We start from the raw sequence: 19,460 nt of genomic DNA, 5'->3' as shown, positions 1-19,460 counted from the left end.
TTGCCGGCACCCTCGCTTTTCGTCAGCGTCAGGCCGCCGTCCTGAGCGTCAGCGATCCTCGCGGGCGTTCGGGCCCTGGGCCAACTCGGTCGCCAGGGCTGCCCGCTGGGATCCGCTGATCAGCCCGACGCAAGTGTCCTCGTGCCGGACGCCCGCACGGGGCAGCATGTCCCGCGTGGTCAGCCAGTCGACGCCCGGCAGGGCGCGCAGCACCGGGCCGATCGGGAGCGCGGCGGCCCGGCGGTCCCCCCGCATGGACGCGAGGAAGAGTCGCGCTGGCAGGAGAAGGAGCGAACGGTCATGCGGGGCTGAGCCGCCGGGTCACGGTGCGGAGGTAGTCGCCGCCGTAGGCCGCCTCGACGTCGTAGAGGTCGACCATGGCCGGCATGTCGATGACCTGCTGGTGCTCGGCGAGATACGCCGCAGTCTCGGCCACGATCCGGCTCTCGTCCGATCCCGTGGGGCCGAGTTTGCCGAGTGTCTCCTCGGTGGCCCGGAACCGGGACAGGACCGTCTCGGCCCCGGCAGGGAACCTCACCAGGTATTCGTGGTCGCCGATGGATTCGATCTGGATGCTCGCTGACATGGCGTTCGCTCCCTTGACCCGGGTGGACGTGAGAGATGGGTCGGGTACCTCAGCGTCTCCCCCGGGCTCGCGCCTTGCAACCACGCGACCACCTGAGGCGGGGTCACTGCGCCTTCGGGGCGCGCCGCGCCCACATGGCGCGGACCGTGGCACTGGACGTGTGGTGCAGCGGGGGCCTCGCCGCGAAATAATGGCCGAGGCCGGTGCGGCCGACCGCACCAGAAGGGGACGAGGCCGTGACTGACGAGGACGCGGGCGAATCGTTCGCCGACGGCGGGTCCGCCGGACCGGTGCCGGGTCTACTCTGCGACGTCCTCGCCCTCGCTTCCGCCCCGGACACGGCGGCTACGGGAGCCCTGTGGAAACTGGCCGAGTCCGGGCGCCAACTGGACGCCAACCTGATCCACCTGCAGGCCGGCCGGCAAGTCGGCACGCACACTGAGCCCGACCTGGACGTGCTGCTGCTGGTCGTGTCCGGATCCGGCACGCTCACGTCGCCGGAGGGAGATCGGCAACTGACCGCCGGCTCGCTCTACTGGCTCCCCCACGGGTCCACCCGCAGCCTGACCGCCGGAGACGGCGGACTCTCCTACCTGACGGTCCACCGGCGGCGCCCGGGCATGCAGATCCGCTCCCGCCCCCGCCCCGAGAGCGCCTGAGACCGGAAACCCTCACGAGTCGGCGTCGTTCGGAGAACCGGATGCCCGCGCCGCAAACGCGGATCACTCGTCGTCGAGCTCGGACACCAGAGCCATGCAGTCCACGTCGATCCGGTCGGCGAGGCCGTCGAGCATCTCCCGGACCTCCGTCAGGGTGGCCGGGTCCGCGGCCCGGCCGGTCCACGTGCAGACCTCCTCGGAGACGTGCCGCAGCAGTCCGGAGAGGGTCACCGCCGACACCAGCACCTCGCCTTCCACCAGACAGACCAGCTCGATCGTCACCCGTCTCACCGCGACCACTCCTCCGTCGGCTCGCTCCGCGTCGGGCGGCCGCCCGTCGGCGGCCCTGCTGCGCGGCTACCCGGGGCACCGCCGCCCAACCCCCGCCCGGGTCAGGCCCCGGTTCAGTCCCCGGCGTCGCCCTCGTCCGCACCGGCGCCGCCGCCCGCGTCGTCGGTGATCCGGTCCTCCAGTTCGGAGGCGACGGCGATGCAGTCGACGTCGATCTGGTCCGCGACTTCGCCCAGGAGGGTGCGGACTGCCTCGACCGTGCTGGTGTCCGCGCCCTGGGCCGGCCACCCGGCCAGCTGGTCGTCGATCTCCCGCAGCATGCGCGACAGGACCGAGGCCGGTACCAGGACCTGGCCGTCCCCGCGCCACACCAGCGGGAAGCTGATGGATGCCATCCGCTGCTCCTCCTGATCGGGCCGCCACCCGGCGCACGCGTCGGCCGGGGGCGGGCGGCGACTTCCGGGGGCGCCTTCCCCGTCGGGACCGGGACACACCTCCCCGTTTGCCCGGCCAACTTCGGCCGGTGCTCAGGCGCGGTCGATCTCGAACCAGACGACCTTGCCGCCGTCCGTGACCTCGCTCCCCCAGCGGTGGGAGAGCTGCTGGACGACCCGCAGGCCGTGGCCGCCGGGGTAGGCGGGCGCGGTGAGCGAACGCAGCTCGGGGCGGACCGGGTTCGCGTCGGCGACCTCCACCCGCAGGCGGTCGCCCGCCGCGGACACGGCGAGCTCCCGCGGTCCTCCGGCGTGCAGGCAGGCGTTGGTGACCAGCTCGGAGGTCATCAGCAGCACGTCCTCCACGACGGCCTGCTGCTCCTCGGCGGGGTCGTCCAGCCAGCCGCGCGCGGCGAGGCTGGCGCTGACGAAGTCGCGGCACCGGCCCACCACTCCGGTCGCTCCCCCGAGGCGCAGCCGGTCCACCCTCGCCGCGCCCGTCGAACCGCCTGCGCCGTCCACCGTGAGCCTCCGCTCCTTGGTCCTGCCAGGACTCCCGTCAGCGTGCGCGGTCCCTCAGCGTCCCGGGTCCGGGCCGCCGGCCGAGCGCGCCTCGGCCACGGTCGCGTAGCGGGGAAAGAGCGTTCCGGCGCCGGTGAGGTCGAAGACCCGGGCGACGCCGCGGCCCAGTCCGACCAGCTCGACCGCCCCATCGCGCTCCTGGGCCCGGGCGCGCGCCTGCAGCAGCACGTTCAGGCCGGTGGAGTCGCAGAAGCGCAGGTCGGAGAAGTCGACCAGGATGCGTGCCGAGCCCGCGCTCTCGCAGCGGTCGAGGGCCGTGCGCAGGGCGGGGGCCGTGTCGTGGTCGAGCTCTCCGGAAAGCCGTAGCACGGCCTCCGACGCGCCGATGTCCTCGGCCACGGCGAAGCGCTCGGCGGCGGTGTGGCCGGTTCCGTCCGTGCCGGACGTCATGTGCACGCTCCCGGATTCGGGCCGTCCCCCTTCCGGCCATCATCTCCCAGCTGCAGGAAACGGGCAGCTCCTGCTGGGTTTGCCCACCATCGGGACGGTTATCCGCTGTCATAGACGCGTTTTCCCGCGGAGGAGACGGCCATGAGCCAGCCGGACCCGACCCGACCGGGCCGGGAGAACCAGGAGGGGCGGCCGGATCGGCAGGGACGGGAGCCGGAGCTGCGCACCGGCGCTCCGCACCGGTCGAGCGTGGGCGTCCACAGCGTCACCGAGACGGTCAAGTACGCCCGGGAGGAAACGGGCCCGGTCCGCGGCGCGCGGACGCTGCTCGCGCTGAACCAGGTCCACGGGTTCGACTGCCCGAGCTGCGCCTGGCCCGACCCGCCGCCCGGCGAGCGCAAGCACGCGGAGTTCTGCGAGAACGGCGCCAAGGCCGTCGCCTGGGAGGCCACCCGCAAGCGCGTCGACCGTGCCTTCTTCGCCGCCCACTCGATCGCCGAGCTGCGCGGGCACGACGGCTACTGGCTGGAGTCCCAGGGCCGTCTGACCGAGCCGATGTACCTGGCGCCGGGGGCGACGCACTACGCACCGATCTCCTGGGACGACGCCCTGGTGCTTGCCGCCGACCGGCTGCGGGCGATGGACGACCCGAACCGGGCCGTCTTCTACACCAGCGGCCGCACCAGCAACGAGGCGGCCTTCGCCTACCAGCTGCTGGCTCGGCGGCTGGGCACCAACAACCTGCCGGACTGCTCGAACATGTGCCACGAGTCCAGCGGCGCGGCGCTGAAGGAGACCATCGGCGTGGGCAAGGGCATGGTCACCCTGGAGGACATCACCGACCACGCCGAGCTGATCATGATCGTGGGGCAGAACCCGGGCACCTGCCACCCGCGCATGCTCACCGCGCTGGAGCAGGCCAAGCACCGCGGCGCCAAGATCATCGCCGTCAATCCGCTGCCCGAGGCCGGCTTCGGGCGCTTCCGCAACCCGCAGAGCCTGCGCGGCCTGGCCGGTCCCGGCACCCAGCTGACCGACCGGCACCTGCCGATCCGCGTCAACGGCGACCTCGCGTTCTTCGCGGGCCTCAACCGCGCCCTGCTGGCGGACGAGGAGGCGGCGCCCGGCACCGTGCTCGACCACGACTTCATCGACCGCTACTGCGACGGCTTCGAGCAGGCCGCCGCGGGCTGGCGGACCCTCGACTGGGCCCGGATCGAGGAGCTGAGCGGCCTGACCCGGCGCCAGATCGAGTACACGGCGGCCGACGTCCTGAACGCGGGCAGCGTGACCGTCTGCTGGGCCATGGGCCTGACCCAGCACCGCAACGCCGTGCCGACCATCAGGGAGATCGTCAACTTCCTGCTGCTGCGCGGGAACATCGGCCGTCCGGGCGCGGGGCCCGCGCCGATCCGCGGCCACAGCAACGTCCAGGGCGACCGGACCGTGGGCATCTGGGAGAAGATGCCGGACGCGTTCCTGGACCGGCTGCGCGACGAGTTCGGCTTCGAGCCACCCCGCGAGCACGGCCTGGACACCGTCGACTCCATCCGGGCCATGCGCGACGGCAAGGTCGACGTCTTCTTCGGGCTCGGCGGCAACTTCGCCGCCTCCACCCCGGACACGGCCGTCACCGAGGCCGCGCTCGCCAACTGCTCGCTGACCGTCCACGTGGCGACCAAGCTCAACCGTTCCCACGTGTGCCACGGCACCGAGGCACTGCTGCTGCCGTGCCTGGGCCGCACCGAACGGGACGTCAAGGAGGGCGTCGAGCGGTTCGTGACCGTCGAGGACTCGATGGCGATGGTCCACGCCTCGCGCGGCAGGCTGCTGCCCGGCTCGCGGGAGCTGCGCAGCGAGGTCGAGATCGTCACCGGACTCGGCCGGCAGCTGTTCGGTGACGCGCTGGGCTGGAGCGAGATGGGGCGGGACTACGCGGTGATCCGCCGTCACATCGAGCACGTCGTCCCGGGATTCCACGCCTTCGAGGCGCGGGTGACGCAGCCCGGCGGCTTCATGCTGCCGCGCGGGCCGCACGACTCGCGCACCTTCCCGACCGCGACCGGCAAGGCCCGTTTCACGGTCAACCCCGTCACGGCGGCCGAGGTGCCCGAGGGCCGCCTGCTGCTGACGACGGTCCGCTCGCACGACCAGTTCAACACGACCGTCTACGGTCTCGACGACCGCTACCGCGGTGTGGAGGGCGGCCGCCGGGTGGTGTTCGTCAGCCCGGAGGACCTGGTCGAGCTGGGTCTGCACGACGGCGAACTCGTCGACCTGGTCAGCGAGTACCCCGACGGCGAACGCCGCGCCCCTGGCTTCCGCGCGACCCGCTACCCCACCCCGCGCGGGTGCGCCGCCGCCTACTTCCCCGAGGCCAACGTGCTGGTCCCGCTGGACTCGACGGCGGAGACCAGCAACACGCCGAACACCAAGTCGGTCGTCATCCGCCTCGAACCCGCACGGGCGGCCTGACCGGCCTGACGGCGGTCGGACCCGGTTTCACACGACAGGTTCACGCCCGACCATGCGTGGTGAGGCGGGCGATCAGGAGCACGACCACCGCGCCGAGGATCGACCACAGGATGCCGCCGGCGTGGAAGGTGTGCGACCAGTGGTGCAGCTGGAACTCGTCGCCGAGGAAGCCGCCGAGGAAGGACCCGACGACGCCGAGCACGATCGTCCCGAGCACGCCGATGGGATCGCGGCCCGGCACGAGCAGGCGCGCGACGGCGCCGGCGACGAGGCCGATGATGACGAGGTAGATCACGTACGCAGCCATACCGAGCGCCTGCCCCGTTTCCGGCGTCTCATGTGAACCGGCGTGAGCTGCCGGAGGACACCGGGGAGCCGCGGACGGGCCAAGGGGCGGGGTTGGACGGGGGTTTCGGCGTCGCGAGCAAGACGCTCGCCGCTCGGCTCGGTCGGCTGCGGCGCTACCGGTGGTGGCTCGCACGGCTCCTGGCGGCGCTGCCCGCCGTGGCGCTGCTGGCCTACGGCCTGAGCGCCCCTCACACCGCGGACGGGGCGAGCACCCCCGCGTCCATCTTCTGGCAGGACGCCGCACCGCCGCTCCTGCTGCTCGCCGCCACCCTCGCCCAGGGCGCGTCGGGGCGTCCGCGTCCGCTGCTGCACCTGGCCGCCGGGGCCCGCTCGCCGAAGCCGGCTACGGCCCCCTCGCGTGCTCGGCAGCGCCACCGGAAACCCTCCCTGCACTGGGACGAGAGCCGCGCGGAACAGACCGGCCTGCTCTTCCCGTGGCGTCCAGGCCTCGTCCGCGCGCCCGGCCGCCGCCTTGCGCGGCGGTGACTTCTCGCCCCTCGGGCACCGCCGCCCGACCCCTCCACGGGGTCGTTAGGCTCGCTCCGCTGTCGCGCGGGCGCACCCCTGCCGCCCCGCATCCCGACGTTCGCCGCGCGTTCATGTGCGGTTGGCCGGACGCGTCTCGTCCGTTTGACCCGTTGCTCCACGGTTCTAACCACTGTTACTTTTCACTTGTGCTGGAGCGAACATGTCTCTTCGAACCGCTGTGGGCGCGCGTAGACGGTCGGTCGGCGTCGTCGTCGCCGCAGGACTGGTGATGGCCGTGCTCTCCGCGTGTGGATCGAGCCAGAGCGCCGGATCCGGCGGCAGCGTGGTCGCCACCGGCGCCCCGGTGCCGCTGGTGGTGTACTCCGCCCAGGGTTACGACCAGGCCATGGTCACCGCCTTCCAGAAGGCCACCGGCATCCCCACCAAGCTCGTCGACGACAGCACCGGCCCGCTGCTGGCCCGCGTCCAGGCCGAGCGCGGCAACCCGCAGTGGGGCGTGCTGTGGGTGGACGGCGACGAGGCGTTCGCCGCCCTCGACCAGGCCGGGATGCTGGTGAAGAACTTCGAGCCGAACGTGCAGCTGAACGCGGCCGGCCAGGCCGTGGTCCCGAAGGACAGGAGCTACGTGCCGACCGGCCTGACCGTCACTGCGGCGCTGGTCTACGACGCGAGCAAGACCCCGAACCCGCCGACCAGCTGGCAGGACCTGCTCTCCCCCACCTGGAAGGGTGCGGTGGGCATGAACGACCCGGCGGTCTCCGGCCCGACCTACCCGTTCGTGGCGGGCATGTTCAACCAGCTCGGCGGCGACAGCCAGGGCGAGGCGTTCTACAGCTCGCTCAAGTCGAACGGCCTGCACGTCTTCCAGACCAACGGCGACACCCTGCACGCGCTGCAGACCGGCCAGATCAAGGTCGCGCTGATCCAGAGCTCCGCCGGCATCGCCGCAGGGATCAAGGACAAGAACATCAAGACCGCCTACCTGCCCAAGGTCACCTCGCTGCCCAGCGTCATCGGCATCGACGGCAAGGTGTCGGCGCAGGAGCAGGCCGAGGCCGAGAAGTTCGCCTCCTTCGTGCTCAGCCCCCAGGGCCAGCAGGTGATGCTGACCGGCGACCGCAACGGCGACTCGCTGTACTGGCCCATCGTCCAGGACGTCACGCCCGACCCGGAGCTGCCCGCCCTTGCCGCGGTGCCCACCCAGGCGATCGACCCCTACGTCTGGGGCCCCAAGGAAGGCACCGTCAACACCTGGTTCACCAACACGATCGTCCACTGACCCATGACCGACACCATGCTCACCCCTGGTCCGCGCACCGCCGCGGGCGCAGACCAGGCGTCCCCGGCCGGGCCGCCGCGTCCCGGCCGGCTGCTGCAGCCGCGGGTCGCGGGGGCGCTGCGGCTGCTGCCCTGGGGGCTGTTCGCCGCGGTGCTGCTGCTCCCCGTCGCCGGGTTCCTGCTGGTCGCCGTCTCCCCACGGCTGTTCGACCAGGGCGACGCCTGGTTCACCTGGGCGCCGTTCCAGCAGGTGCTGTCCGGATGGACGGCGCACGCGCTGCTCGACTCGCTCGCGGTCGGCGCGGGCGCGGCGCTGCTGGCCACCGCGGTCGCGCTGGCGCTCGCCTGGCTGACCGAGCGCACCACGCTCGCGGGGCAGGGTCTGTGGCGGCTGCTGCTGTGGGCGCTGCTGCTGGCCCCCTCCTACCTCGAGTCGCTGGGCTGGACCTGGCTGGTGGAACCGCAGGGCGTGCTGGACCGGCTGCTCGGCCAGGATCCCGTCTGGCTGCGTTCCGTGGTCTTCGGGCCCGCCGGGGTGATCTGGGTGCTCGCCACGCGCGGGGTCCCCTTCGCCTACCTGGCGGTCACCGCGCTGCTGCGCGGCCTGGGCCGGGAGTTCGAGGACGCCGCCCGCACCCACGGCGGCGGGCGGCTCGCCACAGCCCGGGTCGTGCTGCCGATGCTCGCACCCGCGCTGTGGGCGGCGTTCGCCACCGTCTTCGCCGAGTCGATCTCCGACTACGGGGTCGCGGCGACGCTCGCCTCCCAGGGGAACTTCCCGCTGCTGACCGGCGCGATGGAGCAGTCCATCTCCACCTTCCCGGCCGACTTCCCGCTCGCCTCGGCGATGGGCTGGCTGCTGCTGGCCCTGGTCGGCCTCGCACTGCTGGCCCAGCGCCGCTCGCTGCGCGGGCGCAGCTACCAGGTCCTCTCCGGCCGCACCCGCCCGGCCCGCCGGGCCCGCCTCGGCGCCGTCCGGCAGACGGCCGCGCTGGTCGGCGTCGGCGGCTTCTTCCTCGCCGCCGCGGGCGTGCCCGCGTTCGGCGCGGCGGCGGCCTCCCTGCTGCCGTCCGGCGGCAAGGTCAGCGCCGCGTCGCTGAGCCTGGCCAACTTCCGGCACGTGCTGGGCTCGGGCGAGATGATGTCGGCGCTGGGCTACTCGGCGCGACTGGCGGCCATCACCGCGTGCGCCGCCGTCGTCCTGGGCGCGGTCGCCGGACGCGCGCTGGCCCGTCAGGGCGGCGGCCGGGCCGGACGCCTGCTGGACCTGCTGCTCCTGGCCGCGATCGCGCTGCCGAGCGTGCTGCTGGCCAGCGGCTACATCTTCACCTACAACCTGCCGTTCGCCTCGAGCCTCGGCATCGACCTGTACGGGACGACCACGCTGCTGGTCCTCGGCTATCTGGCGGGCGCGCTGCCGTCGGCGGCCCGGCTGCTGTCCGGACCGCTCGGGCAGGTCAGCGACTCGCTGCTGTGGGCGGCCCGGATCCACGGCCGCCGTCCGGCGGCCGCCTGGGCCGGGGCCGTGCTGCCGCTGGTGGCCGGCTCACTGGTGTGGACCTGGCTGATCGCGTTCTGCGGCACACTGCTGGAGCTGCCGGTGTCCCAACTGCTCGCCCCGCCCGGCCAGGAGCCGCTGTCGGTGGCGATCACCCGGCAGCTCCAGGGATACGACCTGGGCGCGGGCGCGGCGATGACCGTCGTGGTCGTGGCCGGTGCGCTGGTCCTGATCGGCCTGGTGCTCGGCGCGCTGCGCCTGTTCCTTCCCACGGCCCGACGCCTGGAGGCCCTCGCATGACCGCCACGCCCCCTTCCGCCACGCCCCCTTCCGGCGCGACCGACGCCCTGGTGGTGGACCGGCTGAGCAAGTCCTTCGGCGCGACCCGGGTCCTCGACGAGGTCTCCTTCTCGGTCGAGCCGGGCCGGTTCCTGGTCCTGCTGGGCCCGTCCGGCTCGGGCAAGACCACGTTGCTGCGCTGCCTGGCGGGCATCGAGCGCCCCGACGGCGGCAGCATCCGCCTCGGCGCCCGGACACTGGCCGAGGGTCGCACCCATCTGCCGCCGGACCGGCGGGAGTTGGCGATGGTCTTCCAGGACTACGCGCTGTGGCCGCACATGAGCGCCGCCGAGAACGTCGCCTACGCGCTGAAGCGCCGACGGCCCACGAAGCACCAGTCCGCCACCCAGGTCGCGGCGGCCCTGGAACGCGTCGGCCTCGGCGGGCACGCCGAGCGCTACCCGCACCAGCTCTCCGGCGGCCAGCAGCAGCGCGTCGCGCTCGCGCGCGCCCTGGTCGCGCGCCCCGGCCTGCTGCTCTTCGACGAGCCGCTGTCCAACCTCGACGCGGACCTGCGCGAGCGGCTGCGGGTGGAGATCGCGGCGCTGACCCGCGAGAGCGGCGCAACGGTCGTCTACATCACCCACGACCAGGCCGAGGCCTTCGCGCTCGCCGACACCGTCGGTGTGCTGGAGCAGGGCCGGCTGGTCCAGCTCGCCGCGCCCGAGGAGGTCTACCAGCGCCCGGCCAGCCCGTTCGTGGCCCGCTTCACCGGCCTCGCGGGCGAGCTCGACGGGCAGGCCGACGGCGCCTCGCACGCCGGGCGGGTCATGTGCGCCACCGCGGCCGGCTCGCTGGTCGCCACCGCCATGGGCGAGCACGGCGACGGCGCTCCGGTCCACGTCCTGCTCCGCCCGGCCGCGGTCACGATCGCGGAGGACTCCGGCGAGGCGGCCGACGCCTCGCACGGCCTTTCGGGCACAGTCGCCGACACCGCCTACCGCGGACGCGGCTACGACCACGTCGTCGAACTCGCCGACGGCTCCCGCCTCACCGGCGTCTTCGACCGGCGGGCCTGCCCGCGCGGCGCGCGCGTCCGGGTCACCCTGGACCCCGACGGGTGTTTCGCCTACCCCGCGTCCTCCTCAAGGCCCACCGGGGCCGGGCAGGACGCCGCCCCACTGTCCGACCGCACACCCGTGGAGGTCCCATGACCGTCCGTCGCCGTCCCTGTTCACGCCCTGGAGGTGACCGATGACGACCTTCGTGCTCTTCCTCACCGTCCTGCTCGCCTGCGCGGTCGAGGCCGTCGAGGCGCTCACGATCGTCCTGGCTGCCGGCACCAGCCGGCACTGGGGCTCCGCCTGGCAGGGCACCGTCGCCGCGCTGCTGACGCTGGCGGCGACCGTCGCCGTGCTCGGCCCCGCGGTCGGACAGATCCCGCTCGGGGCGCTGCGCCTGCTCGTCGGCGCGCTGCTGCTGGTCTTCGGCCTGCAGTGGCTGCGCAAGGCCATCATGCGCGGCTCCGGGTACAAGGCCCTGCACGACGAGACCCAGGCTTACGCGGACGAGGTCGCGGCCGCGTCCGGCGCCGCCCAGGGCGGCCGGGGCCGCGTGAAGGACTGGTACGCGTTCACGCTGTCCTTCAAGGGCGTCTTCCTCGAGGGGCTGGAGGTCGCGTTCATCGTCGTCACCTTCGGCGACAACCAGCACGACATCCCCGTCGCGGTGCTGGGCGCCGTCGTCGCCGTCGCGATCGTGGCCGTCGCCGGGTTCGCGGTGCGGGCGCCGCTCGCGCGGGTGCCGGAGAACACGATGAAGTTCGTCGTCGGCACCATGCTCACCGCTTTCGGCGTCTTCTGGGCCACCGAGGGCGCGGGCGCCGACTGGCCCGGCTCCGACGCCGCGCTGCTGGTCGTCGTCCCCGCCGTGGCGCTGTTGGCGCTCGGCTACACCTCCGTGCTGCGCCGCGCCCGCGCCTCGGGTTCGCTCCGCACGGCCCACCCCACCGAAGGGAGTCTCACATGAGCGTCGTCGAACGCGCCGGCTCGGCCCTGCGGTCCTTCGGCCGCTTCTGGTACGACTTCGTCGTCGGCGACGACTGGCGCGTCGCCCTGGGCGTCGCCGTGGCGCTCGCCGCCACCTGGGGGCTGACCCGGTCCGGGGTCAACGCGTGGTGGCTGCTGCCGGTCGCCGTCGCCCTGCTGCTCGCCCTGTCGCTGTTCCGGGTGGTCAGGGCCGCCCGCGCCGCCGCGCAGGGGCCGGGCGGCGCGTAGAGCGGCTCCGGCGCCGTCCGGAGCCTGAATCCGCCCGCGGGAGGGGGTGGCTCAGCGGCCCTCCCCCTCCTCGGCGTAGACGCGGCCCGCGTACTCGTCCAGGACCTTGGCGCAGCGCTCCAGCGCCGTCACGGCCGCGGCCTTGCCCGAGGCGCCCAGCACGTCGCGGGCTTCGACCTTCGCGAACCAGTTCCGCAGCTTCACCAGGTCCTCGTCGTTCTCCTCGAGCTCCGCGTAGGTGAAGTGCTCGGCCCGGTACTCCTTGTCGATCTGCCCGAGGAAGTCCTGGCAGCGGTCGACGATCTCCTCGTACTCGTCGTCACGGGCCGCGTTGAACTGGTCCTCCATCTCGGCCCCGCCGCCGAGGACGCCCGCGTCGAGGAGCGAGGCGGTGCCGCCCATCTCCACGATCTCCTTGCGCAGCAGCCGCAGCGCCCGCTCCGCGGTCGTGCTCGACGGCAGCGCGGCCACCGAGTTCTGCAGGTAGATGGCGCCCATCCCCTTGATCTTCCGCCACACGCCGGCACGCAACCGCGTCGGCTCTGCCGGGATCTTGTAGACCAGCACCAGCCAACGCAGGCCCTGGGCCTGCCCCTCAGAGGCGCTCTGCCCCACGTCCGTCCTCCCGCACACGCTTGCTGCTACCTGCAACGTTACTGGGTGGAAGCAACGTGCCGGTGACGCCTCAGTCCCCGCTCGCGGCGGTCGCCGCCGCATGGGCCGGCGGCCGGAGCAGGTCCCAGCGGCGCTGCGCCTCCAACTGGGCCGCCAGGGAGACGAGTCGGGCCTCGCTCGCCGCCGGTCCGAGCAGCTGGCAGCCGATCGGCAGGCCGGTCGAGGTGAAGCCGGCGGGCACGTTCACGCCGGGCCAGCCGACCACGTTCCAGGGCCAGGCATAGGGGCAGGTCGTGATCATCGTCCGGTCCATGGCGGCCGAGCCGAGCCCGTCGGTCGCGCCGATGCGCGGCGGCGGGGCGGCCGTGGTGGGCGTCAGCAGGACGTCGACGTGGCCGAACACCGCGCCGATCCGACGCTGCAGAGGACGCTCGGCCGCGCGGGCGGCCCGCAGGACGGGTCCGTCCAGAAGTGCACCGCGGCGCATGTTGCTGCGGGTCCGCGGGTCGAGCAGCGAGGCGTCGGGCACACGCCGGGCCCAGGCCCGGACGCCCGCGAGGGCGCGCGGCAGCTGGGCCGGGCCGATCAGTCCGTAGCGGGGGTCGGCCTCCATCACGTCGTGGCCCAACCGCGCCAGGGTCTCGGCGAGTTCGAGGGTGGCGGCGCGGATCTCCGGGTCCAGCCGCAGCGGGTGGATCGCCCAGGCCGTGTGGAAGGAGAGCCCGATGCGCAGGCGGCCCGGGTCACGCCCGGCCGCGGGCAGGATCGCCTCCGGGGCGGGCCGGTGCGGGTCGCCGGGGGCGTTGCCGGACGCGACGTCGAGCAGCAGGGCGGCGTCGGCGACGGTCCGCGCGAGCGGACCGAGCACGGTCAGGCCGTGGAAGGGCTCCGGTTCGGGCCAGGCGGAGATGCGGCCGCGCTGCGGCTTGATGCCGACGAGATGGGTCCAGGCGGCGGGGATGCGGATCGATCCCGCCCCGTCGGAGCCGATCGCGGCGGGCACCACCCCGGCCGCGACCGCGGCGGCGGCCCCACCGGACGAGCCTCCCGGGCTGCGCTCCAGGTCCCACGGGTTGCGGGTGGCGCCGAAGCCCCGGCCCTCCGTGAAGGCCCACTGGCCGATCTCGGGCGTGTTGGTCTTCCCCACGACGACGGCCCCGGCCGCACGAAGTCGCCGCACCACCTCGGCGTCCGCCCGCGCCTCGGGGAACTCCCCGGCGCACCCGAACGCGGTGGGCTCCCCCGTGATGTCGGTGTCGTCCTTGATGGCCACCGGCACCCCGAGCAACGGCAGCCGCTCCCCGGCGGCCAGCCGCCGGTCCGCCTCCTCCGCCTCCCCGAGCGCGGCCTCGGCCCGCACCCGCCGGAACGCGTTCAGCGTCGGCTGCGTCTCCACCACCCGCGCGAGCGCCTCCTCGACGGCCTCGCGCGAGCTGAGCCGACCCTCCCTCAGCAAGCGAGCCAGCTCGGTGAGTCCGGGTTGCGGGCGGTTCGCGGGGGTCATGACGGGGCGTCCGCTTCTCTCGCAGGGCGATTCCTACTGAACAGTAACGGATCCGGCCGTCAGGGGCCGCTGACCCGTGCGACGGCGGCCTCGGCGATCCGCTCGACCAGGGAGATCCCGTCGGCCATGGTCGGGTTGCCGTCCGAGAGCACGGAGACCAGGTAGGTGTGACCGTCCCGCTCGACCCGGCCGATGCTGTTGATCACCCACAGGCCGGTGGCGGACCTGCTCAGCCAGCCGTTCTTCACCGCGTAGCCGCCGCCCGCACCGGCGGCGGCGCTGACGCCCCAGTCCTGGTCCGCCTCGACCTCGCCCATCAGGGAACGCACGTAGTTTCTGGAGGCGGTACTCAGCTTGGAGGGCCCGGTACCGAAGATCTGCTGAAGCAGGGTCAGCTGGTCGGCGGCGGTCGTGGTGGTCAACCCCCAGTAGCCGCCGGTGCCCACGGTGGTGTGCCGCAGGCCGAGCCGGACGTTGACGTCGTCCAACGCCTCCGGCCCGCCCACCTGCGCCAGAAGGCTGGTGGCCGCGTCGTTGTCGCTCTGCTCGATCATGCTGGTGGCAAGCGCGCGCTGGTCGGCCGTGAGCGTGGTGCCCGCCTCCTGGTGCTGGAGCAGCAGCGCGGCCAGGATGTCCGCCTTGACGATGCTGGCGGTGTCGAACAGATGGCCGGTCTCCCCCCGGCTGAGTGACTCCCCGGTGTCCAGATCGGCGACGGCCACGGCGGCGTGGCCGGCCGCTGCGTCGAGCGCGGAGTCCAGCTCCTGTTCCGTCCCCGCCGCCCGGGTGGAGGGTGAGGGCGAGGGCGAGGCGGGTCTGCGTGCGGACGGAGCCGGCGAGCTGGAGGTTCCTCCGGGGGAAGCCACGGGCGAGGGGACGCGACTCGGTGAGGTCCGGGCCGCGGCGGCCACGGCCGAGCCGTGCGCCGGCGGGGCGTGCACCACGAAAGCGCCGACGACGAGGGCGGCCAGTGCCGCCGCCAGGATGAGGAATGCGCGCCGTGCGCCGGTCTGGGACATGGAGGGCGACGGTAGGCACCCGGCATAAGACCGGGCTGGGAGTCACCTGGTGTTCGCCTCACAGTCGTTCGACCACGCTCCGCCCGCTCGGGCGTCTCCTTCAGGTGTGCGGCACGAGGGCGACCGGGCACTGCGCCTGGTGCAGGACGTGCTGGACCACCCGTCCCAGGGGCGGGGCGAAACGGGCGTGTTCGCGCTGCGCTCCGAGCACCGGGAGCGAGGCGTCCTCGGAGGCGCTGACCAGCGGGGCGTCGGGAGCGCCCTCGGAGATCTCGGTCCGCACCGCCACCCCAGGATGCGCTTCCCGTGCGGCGGACAGCAGTCCGTCGAGCTGCTCGGACTCCGCCTCGTCGCGCCCGCGCCGCTCCTCAGCGGAGGCCGTGGCGAGCCCCGGATAGGCGCTCACCAGGCTCCAGGCCCGGACGGCGAGGAGCGGCGCACCGCGCCAGGCCGCCTCGGCGAAGGCGAACGCCACCGTGTCCGCAGCCTCGTCCGGCCCGACGCCGAGGACGACCGCCGCCCCGGGGAGCGAGGCGCCCCGGTCAGGCACGACGACGACCGGGCAGGCCGCGTGCGCGGCCAGGCCCTGGCTGACGGACCCGACGACCAACGAGGCGACCAGTCCGTGGCCGCGGCTGCCCACCACAAGCAGGTCCTCCGGCCGCACAAAGCCGATCAGCCCCGGCAGGGGCGCGTCGTCCACCAGGTCGGTGCGGACCGGCAGGGCGGGACGGTCCTCGCGGGCTCGCCGTTCGGTGTCGTCGAGCAGTGTCCGGGCCGCACGGTCCGCCTCGTCCCACTGGTGCTGGCTGGAGACCTCAGCGAGCCGGGCGGCGCCGGCCCCTCTGGCGTGCACGATCCGCAGCGGCCACCCGCGCAGCTGCGCCTCGTCCGCGGCCCAGTCGAGCGCGGTGGCGGCGTGCTCGGACGGGTCCACGCCCACCACGACGCGCGGCCCTTCGTGTGTGGTCATCCGTGCGGCTCCTTTTTGGACAGCTCGACGGGGACGGCACCCCCGCGGTGGGCGGAATGCGCTGCCCCCGCAGGCCGTTGTCGATGAGGTACGACGAGGGTTCTCGAAGAGGTGGGCACCATGGAGACGAACGCAGACGACCTTCGCCGCGAGGGGTTCACCACCGCGTGCGGGCGGCGGATCCGCATCGGCGAGTTCCGCATCGGCAGGGGCGCGGGTCGCGGCGCCCACCTGCGGGTGACCCTGGACGTCGGTCCGGAGCCGGGCGGCGAGTCCCGCGCGTGGGCGGGCCTGACGCCGGACGAGGCGCGGGCGCTCGCCGCGCTGCTGGTACGGCAGGCCGGCCAGGCCGAGGCCGAGGAGGCGACGCGGGGCCGGTGACCGCACGTCCCCGAACCCGGCCTTATTCCGGACGATGGCAGACGGCCTCGATGTTGTTGCCGTCCGGGTCGCGGACGAAGGCGCCGTAGTAGGCGTCGTGGTACTCGGGCCACAGCCGGGGGGCGTGCAGCACCTCGGCCCCGGCCGCGACGGCGGCGCGGTGGAAGGCGTCCACGGCGGCGCGATCGGGCGCAGTGAAGGCGAGATGGCTCTCGCGGAAGCCCTCGCCGGTGGCGCGCGGACCGATCCAGAAGGACGGCTGGCCGCCCACTCCGTAACCGATGACCTGTCCGAAGTCCATGACCCGCGTGCCGCCGATGGTCAGCAGCACGGCGTCGTAGAAGGCCGCACTGGCCGCGGTGTCGGCGCACTGGATCGACACGTGATCGAGCATGCGCCCATCCTCTCTCGTCTCCTCCTCCCGCCGACCGCGCCGCGCCGCGCCGTGGCGGACGTTTGCGAACGGTTGCGTTCACGGACATTGACTGATCGTCAGATTTCTCGTGACACCCCGATGTCTCGGCGGCCGCCGACCCGAACACCAGCGTCGCCGTGTACGACACCTGCAGCAGCTGCGGCGGCGCGTGCTGTGACTTCCTGCTCGCGCTCGGCCTCGCTCAGGGCGCGGACGGCTGGGTGCAGGTCGGTGGAACCAGCGCCTCCTCGCCGATCATCGCGAGCGTCTACGCGCTGGCCGGGAACACCTCCTCGGTCACCGCGGGCTCCTACCCCTACGCGCACACCTCTGCCCTCAACGACGTGACCTCCGGCAGCAACGGCTCCTGCGGCGGCAGCTACCTGTGCACGGCCGGCACCGGCTACGACGGCCGCACCGGCCTCGGCACCCCCAACGGCACCGGCGCCTTCTGAACCCCGTCCGCGTCACCGCCCGTCCGGCCCGGAGCGGCCGGGCGGGCTACGATCGAAACGCGGGACGCCGTGCGGGTCGCGGAGGTTCCGCGCGCGCAGGCGCTTGAGGAAGCCGACCGCCATGCACGACGCAACCGAGCACGACGAGACCATGCACGTCGAAACGAACTGAGCGGCCCCGGACGAGCGGCGAGGGACGGTGTCCGGGCTTCCGGAGACGGCCGGGCCGGGCGCCCCCGACCCCGATCAGCCGCGTCGCGCCTGGCGGCGCTACGCCTGGTGGCTCAGCGCGGTGGTCGTGGCGGTCGCGGGCGGACTGTTCGCGCTCACGCACCGGCGCGAGCTCGACGCCGCGTTGCGGCTGCTGCACCGGGTCGACCTGGACCGGCTCGCGGTGGCCGGGGCCCTGGAGGCGGCGTCGATCGTCGCGCTGGCCGCCCTGCAACGCTGGCTGCTGCGTGCGGCCGGCTCGCCCGTACGCCTGGGTGTGGTCACCGCGATCACCGCGGGCGCGAACGCGATGGCCGGGGCGCTGCCCGGCGGCGGCGTGCTGTCGCTTGGCTGGACGGTGCGCCAACTCCAGCGCCGGGCCGTCGCCTTCGCGACCGCAGCGGCCGCGCTCGCGGCGGCGGGGGCGGTGAGCATCGTGGTCCTGGTGCTGCTGCTCACCGTCGGCGCGCTGGTCGCCGATCCGTCGGGCCCGGCGCCCGAACTGCGCGAGGGGGTGCTGCTGGGCGTCGCCTCGGCCGCGGGGTTGGGCCTGCTGCTCGGCGCGCTCGCGCTGTGGCCCCGTCTGCGCCGTGCGGGCGCCCGTGCCTGGCAGCGTCTGGGCGCGGGCCGGCCGGGCGTCGCACGGTTCCAGGCCTCCGTCGAGGGCATCGGACGCGAACTGCGCGGCCTCGGCCCCGACCCGCGCGGCTGGGGACGGCCGCTGCTGCTCTCGACGCTGAACTGGGGCTGCGACGCGGCCTGCCTGCTGACCTCGCTGTGGGCCCTCGGGCTGCCGGTCCCGTGGCGCGGCTTCCTGCTGGCCTACACGCTCACCCAGCTCCTCGGCGCCCTGCGGGTGACGCCGGGGAGTCTCGGGATCACCGAGGCGTCCCTCACCGCCCTGCTCGTCGTGTACGGCCTGCCGGCCGACCAGGCCATCGCGGCGACGCTGCTCTACCGGGGTCTCAGTTTCTGGGTGCTGCAACCGATCGGCTGGGCCTGCTGGCTGGGTGTCACCCTGCACCGGCCCAGGACGTCGGCGGCGTGACCCCGCTCAGCGGCCGAATCCGGCGGCGAGCAGCATGTCCCTGGCCAGCCGCGCCGTGCGCCGGACCTCCTCCGGGTCCACAGGCGCCCCGGGCACCGACTCCAGGCCGCCGGTCAGCTGGTCGAGGACCTCGGCGAGGGCGGTGACCTGGCCTTCCAGGACCTCCACACGCTCGCGCAGCGCCTCCAGGTCGTGCCCGACCGGCCTGGCCGGGCGCGGCGGCGACGCGGCGGCGCGCGTGACGGTTCCGGCAGCGGGGGCGGCGGCCGGAGCCGCCGTCGTGCCGGCCGCCCCTCCGGCTGTCCCGGCGGTCGCGGGGGTGGCCGGAACACCGGAGGGAACGGGGCTGATCAGGCCGTAGTGGCCGTCGTAGCGGCCGTACAGGACGCTGCCGCGCCCGGTCGCCGCGTCCTTGAAGAAGAGGAAGGGGTAGTCGGTGGCGTCCAGGCGGGCCCTCGCCTCGTCCTCGGTCAGCACCGGCGCGGGGGTCTTCAGCACGCTCACCGGCAGCGCGGTCGGCGCGATCCGGTCGGCCTGCGGTTCGACCTGCGCGAGCCGGAACGGTCCGGGACCGAACCGGTAGACCACGCTGTCCTGGCCGCTGCCGGACTCGGTGAAGAGCGAGAAGTCGTAGTCCATCATCTCCATGGCGAGCGCCGCCTGGTCCACGGTCTCCACCGTCAGCGTGTAATCCTTGCGGCGCACCACCGTCCGTTCGCCCTTGGGCAGGACCTGCCGCACCGGGCGGCGCACGGCCTCGGTGCCGTCCCGCCAGTCCAGCGGCCCGGAGCCGTCGGCGTCGTATCCGGGATCCCAGCGGCGGGCCCATTCCAGGCGCGTCAGCTGCGCGGTCAGCCGGGTGCGCAGCAGCGCGATCGCGTCCGTCATCGTGTGCGCGGCGACCTGGGCCCGCACCAGTCGCCCGTCGACGTCGACGAGCGCCTGCGCCACGGCGGCGCGTCCCTCCTTGTGCCGCATCCGGGCCAGCCGGACCTGCGCGGAGCGCACCGGCTGCCGCGACTCCGCCAGCACCTCCTCGACGGTCGAGCGCGCCAGGTCACTGGTCACGGGGGACAGCTCCCCGAGCACGGTCACCTGCAGCTCGGGCAGCGCTTGCGGACGGTCTTGTCGGTCCATGACGTGTACCCCCGTGAGGTCGGGTCCCTGTTACCACTGTGAGCCGTCCGCCGTCCCGCGGCACTCGGACGGCCCCGGGCGGGCGGCGTATCCATGGGCGGACCGGGCAGGAACCAGG

General features: G+C 73.9%; 23 protein-coding genes and 1 pseudogene. 11 read left to right on the top strand and 13 right to left on the bottom strand.

Going from position 1 to position 19,460, the window contains the following annotated elements; genetic code table 11:
* Positions 1-48: 48 nt before the first annotated feature.
* Complete coding sequence (locus TR49_RS11590; RefSeq protein WP_042380489.1) at positions 49-255, bottom strand: hypothetical protein; 207 nt, start codon at positions 253-255, stop codon at positions 49-51.
* A gap of 43 nt (positions 256-298) precedes the next feature.
* Complete coding sequence (locus TR49_RS11585; RefSeq protein WP_042380487.1) at positions 299-586, bottom strand: hypothetical protein; 288 nt, start codon at positions 584-586, stop codon at positions 299-301.
* Between the two features lie 236 nt (positions 587-822).
* On the opposite strand from TR49_RS11585, the gene TR49_RS11580 reads away from it, so the two are divergent.
* Positions 823-1,245, top strand: coding sequence for a cupin domain-containing protein (locus TR49_RS11580; RefSeq protein WP_042380484.1), 423 nt, complete (start codon positions 823-825; stop codon positions 1,243-1,245).
* 63 nt (positions 1,246-1,308) lie between these two features.
* On the opposite strand, the gene TR49_RS43730 is transcribed toward TR49_RS11580, so the two are convergent.
* From TR49_RS43730 to TR49_RS11560, 4 genes are all read right to left on the bottom strand, one after another.
* Positions 1,309-1,536, bottom strand: a complete 228-nt coding sequence (locus tag TR49_RS43730) for a hypothetical protein (RefSeq protein ID WP_160311575.1) — start codon at positions 1,534-1,536, stop codon at positions 1,309-1,311.
* Between the two features lie 113 nt (positions 1,537-1,649).
* Complete coding sequence (locus TR49_RS43725) at positions 1,650-1,931, bottom strand: hypothetical protein (RefSeq protein WP_042380480.1); 282 nt, start codon at positions 1,929-1,931, stop codon at positions 1,650-1,652.
* Between the two features lie 132 nt (positions 1,932-2,063).
* Complete coding sequence (locus TR49_RS11565; protein WP_236653327.1) at positions 2,064-2,492, bottom strand: ATP-binding protein; 429 nt, start codon at positions 2,490-2,492, stop codon at positions 2,064-2,066.
* Between the two features lie 54 nt (positions 2,493-2,546).
* Complete coding sequence (locus tag TR49_RS11560; protein ID WP_042380478.1) at positions 2,547-2,942, bottom strand: STAS domain-containing protein; 396 nt, start codon at positions 2,940-2,942, stop codon at positions 2,547-2,549.
* 141 nt (positions 2,943-3,083) lie between these two features.
* On the opposite strand from TR49_RS11560, the gene TR49_RS11555 reads away from it, so the two are divergent.
* A complete protein-coding gene (locus TR49_RS11555; RefSeq protein ID WP_084724803.1) occupies positions 3,084-5,417 on the top strand; it encodes an FdhF/YdeP family oxidoreductase in 2,334 nt (777 codons plus the stop codon).
* A 40-nt stretch (positions 5,418-5,457) separates the two neighbouring features.
* Here TR49_RS11555 and TR49_RS11550 read toward each other — a convergent pair whose 3' ends face one another.
* Complete coding sequence (locus TR49_RS11550) at positions 5,458-5,724, bottom strand: GlsB/YeaQ/YmgE family stress response membrane protein (protein ID WP_042380475.1); 267 nt, start codon at positions 5,722-5,724, stop codon at positions 5,458-5,460.
* 92 nt (positions 5,725-5,816) lie between these two features.
* Here TR49_RS11550 and TR49_RS11545 point away from each other — a divergent pair, with 92 nt between their 5' ends.
* The 6 genes from TR49_RS11545 (at position 5,817) to TR49_RS11520 (ending at position 11,585) form a co-directional block, all read left to right on the top strand.
* Positions 5,817-6,251, top strand: a complete 435-nt coding sequence (locus tag TR49_RS11545; RefSeq protein ID WP_042380473.1) for a hypothetical protein — start codon at positions 5,817-5,819, stop codon at positions 6,249-6,251.
* A gap of 202 nt (positions 6,252-6,453) precedes the next feature.
* Positions 6,454-7,533, top strand: a complete 1,080-nt coding sequence (locus tag TR49_RS11540; protein ID WP_084724802.1) for an ABC transporter substrate-binding protein — start codon at positions 6,454-6,456, stop codon at positions 7,531-7,533.
* Positions 7,534-7,536: 3 nt separating this feature from the next.
* Positions 7,537-9,330 (top strand): ABC transporter permease, encoded by a 1,794-nt coding sequence (locus TR49_RS11535; RefSeq protein WP_042380466.1) that lies wholly within the window; start codon positions 7,537-7,539, stop codon positions 9,328-9,330.
* Complete coding sequence (locus TR49_RS39875) at positions 9,327-10,523, top strand: ABC transporter ATP-binding protein (RefSeq protein ID WP_052434206.1); 1,197 nt, start codon at positions 9,327-9,329, stop codon at positions 10,521-10,523. The genes TR49_RS11535 and TR49_RS39875 overlap by 4 nt, the downstream gene beginning before the upstream one ends.
* A gap of 40 nt (positions 10,524-10,563) precedes the next feature.
* Positions 10,564-11,337 carry a COG4280 domain-containing protein gene (locus TR49_RS45465; RefSeq protein ID WP_042380465.1) on the top strand — a complete coding sequence of 258 codons (774 nt, stop codon included), beginning with the start codon at positions 10,564-10,566 and terminating at the stop codon, positions 11,335-11,337.
* The gene (locus TR49_RS11520) at positions 11,334-11,585 is read left to right on the top strand and encodes a hypothetical protein (RefSeq protein WP_042380463.1); all 252 of its coding nucleotides are present in this window, start codon (positions 11,334-11,336) and stop codon (positions 11,583-11,585) included. The genes TR49_RS45465 and TR49_RS11520 overlap by 4 nt, the downstream gene beginning before the upstream one ends.
* Before the next feature lie 51 nt (positions 11,586-11,636).
* Here TR49_RS11520 and TR49_RS11515 read toward each other — a convergent pair whose 3' ends face one another.
* The 4 genes from TR49_RS11515 to TR49_RS11500 all read right to left on the bottom strand — a co-directional run bounded on the left by TR49_RS11515 (position 11,637) and on the right by TR49_RS11500 (position 15,696).
* Complete coding sequence (locus TR49_RS11515) at positions 11,637-12,200, bottom strand: Chromate resistance protein ChrB (protein ID WP_042380460.1); 564 nt, start codon at positions 12,198-12,200, stop codon at positions 11,637-11,639.
* 70 nt (positions 12,201-12,270) lie between these two features.
* Positions 12,271-13,704 carry an amidase gene (locus TR49_RS11510; protein WP_042380458.1) on the bottom strand — a complete coding sequence of 478 codons (1,434 nt, stop codon included), beginning with the start codon at positions 13,702-13,704 and terminating at the stop codon, positions 12,271-12,273.
* Between the two features lie 59 nt (positions 13,705-13,763).
* Positions 13,764-14,723 carry a serine hydrolase gene (locus TR49_RS11505; RefSeq protein ID WP_084724801.1) on the bottom strand — a complete coding sequence of 320 codons (960 nt, stop codon included), beginning with the start codon at positions 14,721-14,723 and terminating at the stop codon, positions 13,764-13,766.
* Positions 14,724-14,823: 100 nt separating this feature from the next.
* Entirely contained in the window at positions 14,824-15,696 is an 873-nt protein-coding gene (locus tag TR49_RS11500) for a universal stress protein (RefSeq protein ID WP_042380456.1), read from the bottom strand.
* Between the two features lie 120 nt (positions 15,697-15,816).
* Here TR49_RS11500 and TR49_RS11495 point away from each other — a divergent pair, with 120 nt between their 5' ends.
* The gene (locus tag TR49_RS11495; RefSeq protein ID WP_042380805.1) at positions 15,817-16,077 is read left to right on the top strand and encodes a hypothetical protein; all 261 of its coding nucleotides are present in this window, start codon (positions 15,817-15,819) and stop codon (positions 16,075-16,077) included.
* 22 nt (positions 16,078-16,099) lie between these two features.
* Here the strand turns inward: TR49_RS11495 and TR49_RS11490 are convergent, their stop codons facing one another.
* Positions 16,100-16,471: a VOC family protein gene (locus tag TR49_RS11490; protein ID WP_042380454.1), complete on the bottom strand. Its 372-nt coding sequence runs from the start codon at positions 16,469-16,471 to the stop codon at positions 16,100-16,102.
* 119 nt (positions 16,472-16,590) lie between these two features.
* Here TR49_RS11490 and TR49_RS11485 point away from each other — a divergent pair.
* Both TR49_RS11485 and TR49_RS11480 read left to right on the top strand, forming a co-directional pair.
* A pseudogene (locus TR49_RS11485) lies at positions 16,591-16,947 on the top strand (peptidase S8); the annotation flags it as partial.
* A 199-nt stretch (positions 16,948-17,146) separates the two neighbouring features.
* Positions 17,147-18,205, top strand: a complete 1,059-nt coding sequence (locus tag TR49_RS11480) for a lysylphosphatidylglycerol synthase transmembrane domain-containing protein (RefSeq protein WP_084724800.1) — start codon at positions 17,147-17,149, stop codon at positions 18,203-18,205.
* Positions 18,206-18,211: 6 nt separating this feature from the next.
* On the opposite strand, the gene TR49_RS11475 is transcribed toward TR49_RS11480, so the two are convergent.
* Positions 18,212-19,342, bottom strand: coding sequence for a sigma 54 modulation/S30EA ribosomal C-terminal domain-containing protein (locus TR49_RS11475; protein WP_052434205.1), 1,131 nt, complete (start codon positions 19,340-19,342; stop codon positions 18,212-18,214).
* Positions 19,343-19,460: the final 118 nt, after the last annotated feature.

Source organism: Streptacidiphilus melanogenes, assembly GCF_000787835.1.
Lineage (GTDB): Bacteria > Actinomycetota > Actinomycetes > Streptomycetales > Streptomycetaceae > Streptacidiphilus > Streptacidiphilus melanogenes.
Note: the sequence above shows the minus strand (reverse complement) of the source record. Positions and strands in the feature narration are given on the sequence as shown.

Bases quoted from the DNA above. Each gene is read 5' to 3' on its own strand.
- TR49_RS11550 (WP_042380475.1), bottom strand. From the start codon at position 5,724: ATGGCTGCGTACGTGATCTACCTCGTCATCATCGGCCTCGTCGCCGGC.
- TR49_RS11510 (WP_042380458.1), bottom strand. From the start codon at position 13,704: ATGACCCCCGCGAACCGCCCGCAACCCGGACTCACCGAGCTGGCTCGC.
- TR49_RS11560 (WP_042380478.1), bottom strand. From the start codon at position 2,942: ATGACGTCCGGCACGGACGGAACCGGCCACACCGCCGCCGAGCGCTTC.
- TR49_RS11505 (WP_084724801.1), bottom strand. From the start codon at position 14,723: ATGTCCCAGACCGGCGCACGGCGCGCATTCCTCATCCTGGCGGCGGCA.
- TR49_RS11520 (WP_042380463.1), top strand. From the start codon at position 11,334: ATGAGCGTCGTCGAACGCGCCGGCTCGGCCCTGCGGTCCTTCGGCCGC.
- TR49_RS11535 (WP_042380466.1), top strand. From the start codon at position 7,537: ATGACCGACACCATGCTCACCCCTGGTCCGCGCACCGCCGCGGGCGCA.
- TR49_RS11555 (WP_084724803.1), top strand. From the start codon at position 3,084: ATGAGCCAGCCGGACCCGACCCGACCGGGCCGGGAGAACCAGGAGGGG.
- TR49_RS43725 (WP_042380480.1), bottom strand. From the start codon at position 1,931: ATGGCATCCATCAGCTTCCCGCTGGTGTGGCGCGGGGACGGCCAGGTC.
- TR49_RS11495 (WP_042380805.1), top strand. From the start codon at position 15,817: ATGGAGACGAACGCAGACGACCTTCGCCGCGAGGGGTTCACCACCGCG.
- TR49_RS11585 (WP_042380487.1), bottom strand. From the start codon at position 586: ATGTCAGCGAGCATCCAGATCGAATCCATCGGCGACCACGAATACCTG.
- TR49_RS39875 (WP_052434206.1), top strand. From the start codon at position 9,327: ATGACCGCCACGCCCCCTTCCGCCACGCCCCCTTCCGGCGCGACCGAC.
- TR49_RS11540 (WP_084724802.1), top strand. From the start codon at position 6,454: ATGTCTCTTCGAACCGCTGTGGGCGCGCGTAGACGGTCGGTCGGCGTC.
- TR49_RS11490 (WP_042380454.1), bottom strand. From the start codon at position 16,471: ATGCTCGATCACGTGTCGATCCAGTGCGCCGACACCGCGGCCAGTGCG.
- TR49_RS11500 (WP_042380456.1), bottom strand. From the start codon at position 15,696: ATGACCACACACGAAGGGCCGCGCGTCGTGGTGGGCGTGGACCCGTCC.
- TR49_RS45465 (WP_042380465.1), top strand. From the start codon at position 10,564: ATGACGACCTTCGTGCTCTTCCTCACCGTCCTGCTCGCCTGCGCGGTC.
- TR49_RS11475 (WP_052434205.1), bottom strand. From the start codon at position 19,342: ATGGACCGACAAGACCGTCCGCAAGCGCTGCCCGAGCTGCAGGTGACC.
- TR49_RS11590 (WP_042380489.1), bottom strand. From the start codon at position 255: ATGCGGGGGGACCGCCGGGCCGCCGCGCTCCCGATCGGCCCGGTGCTG.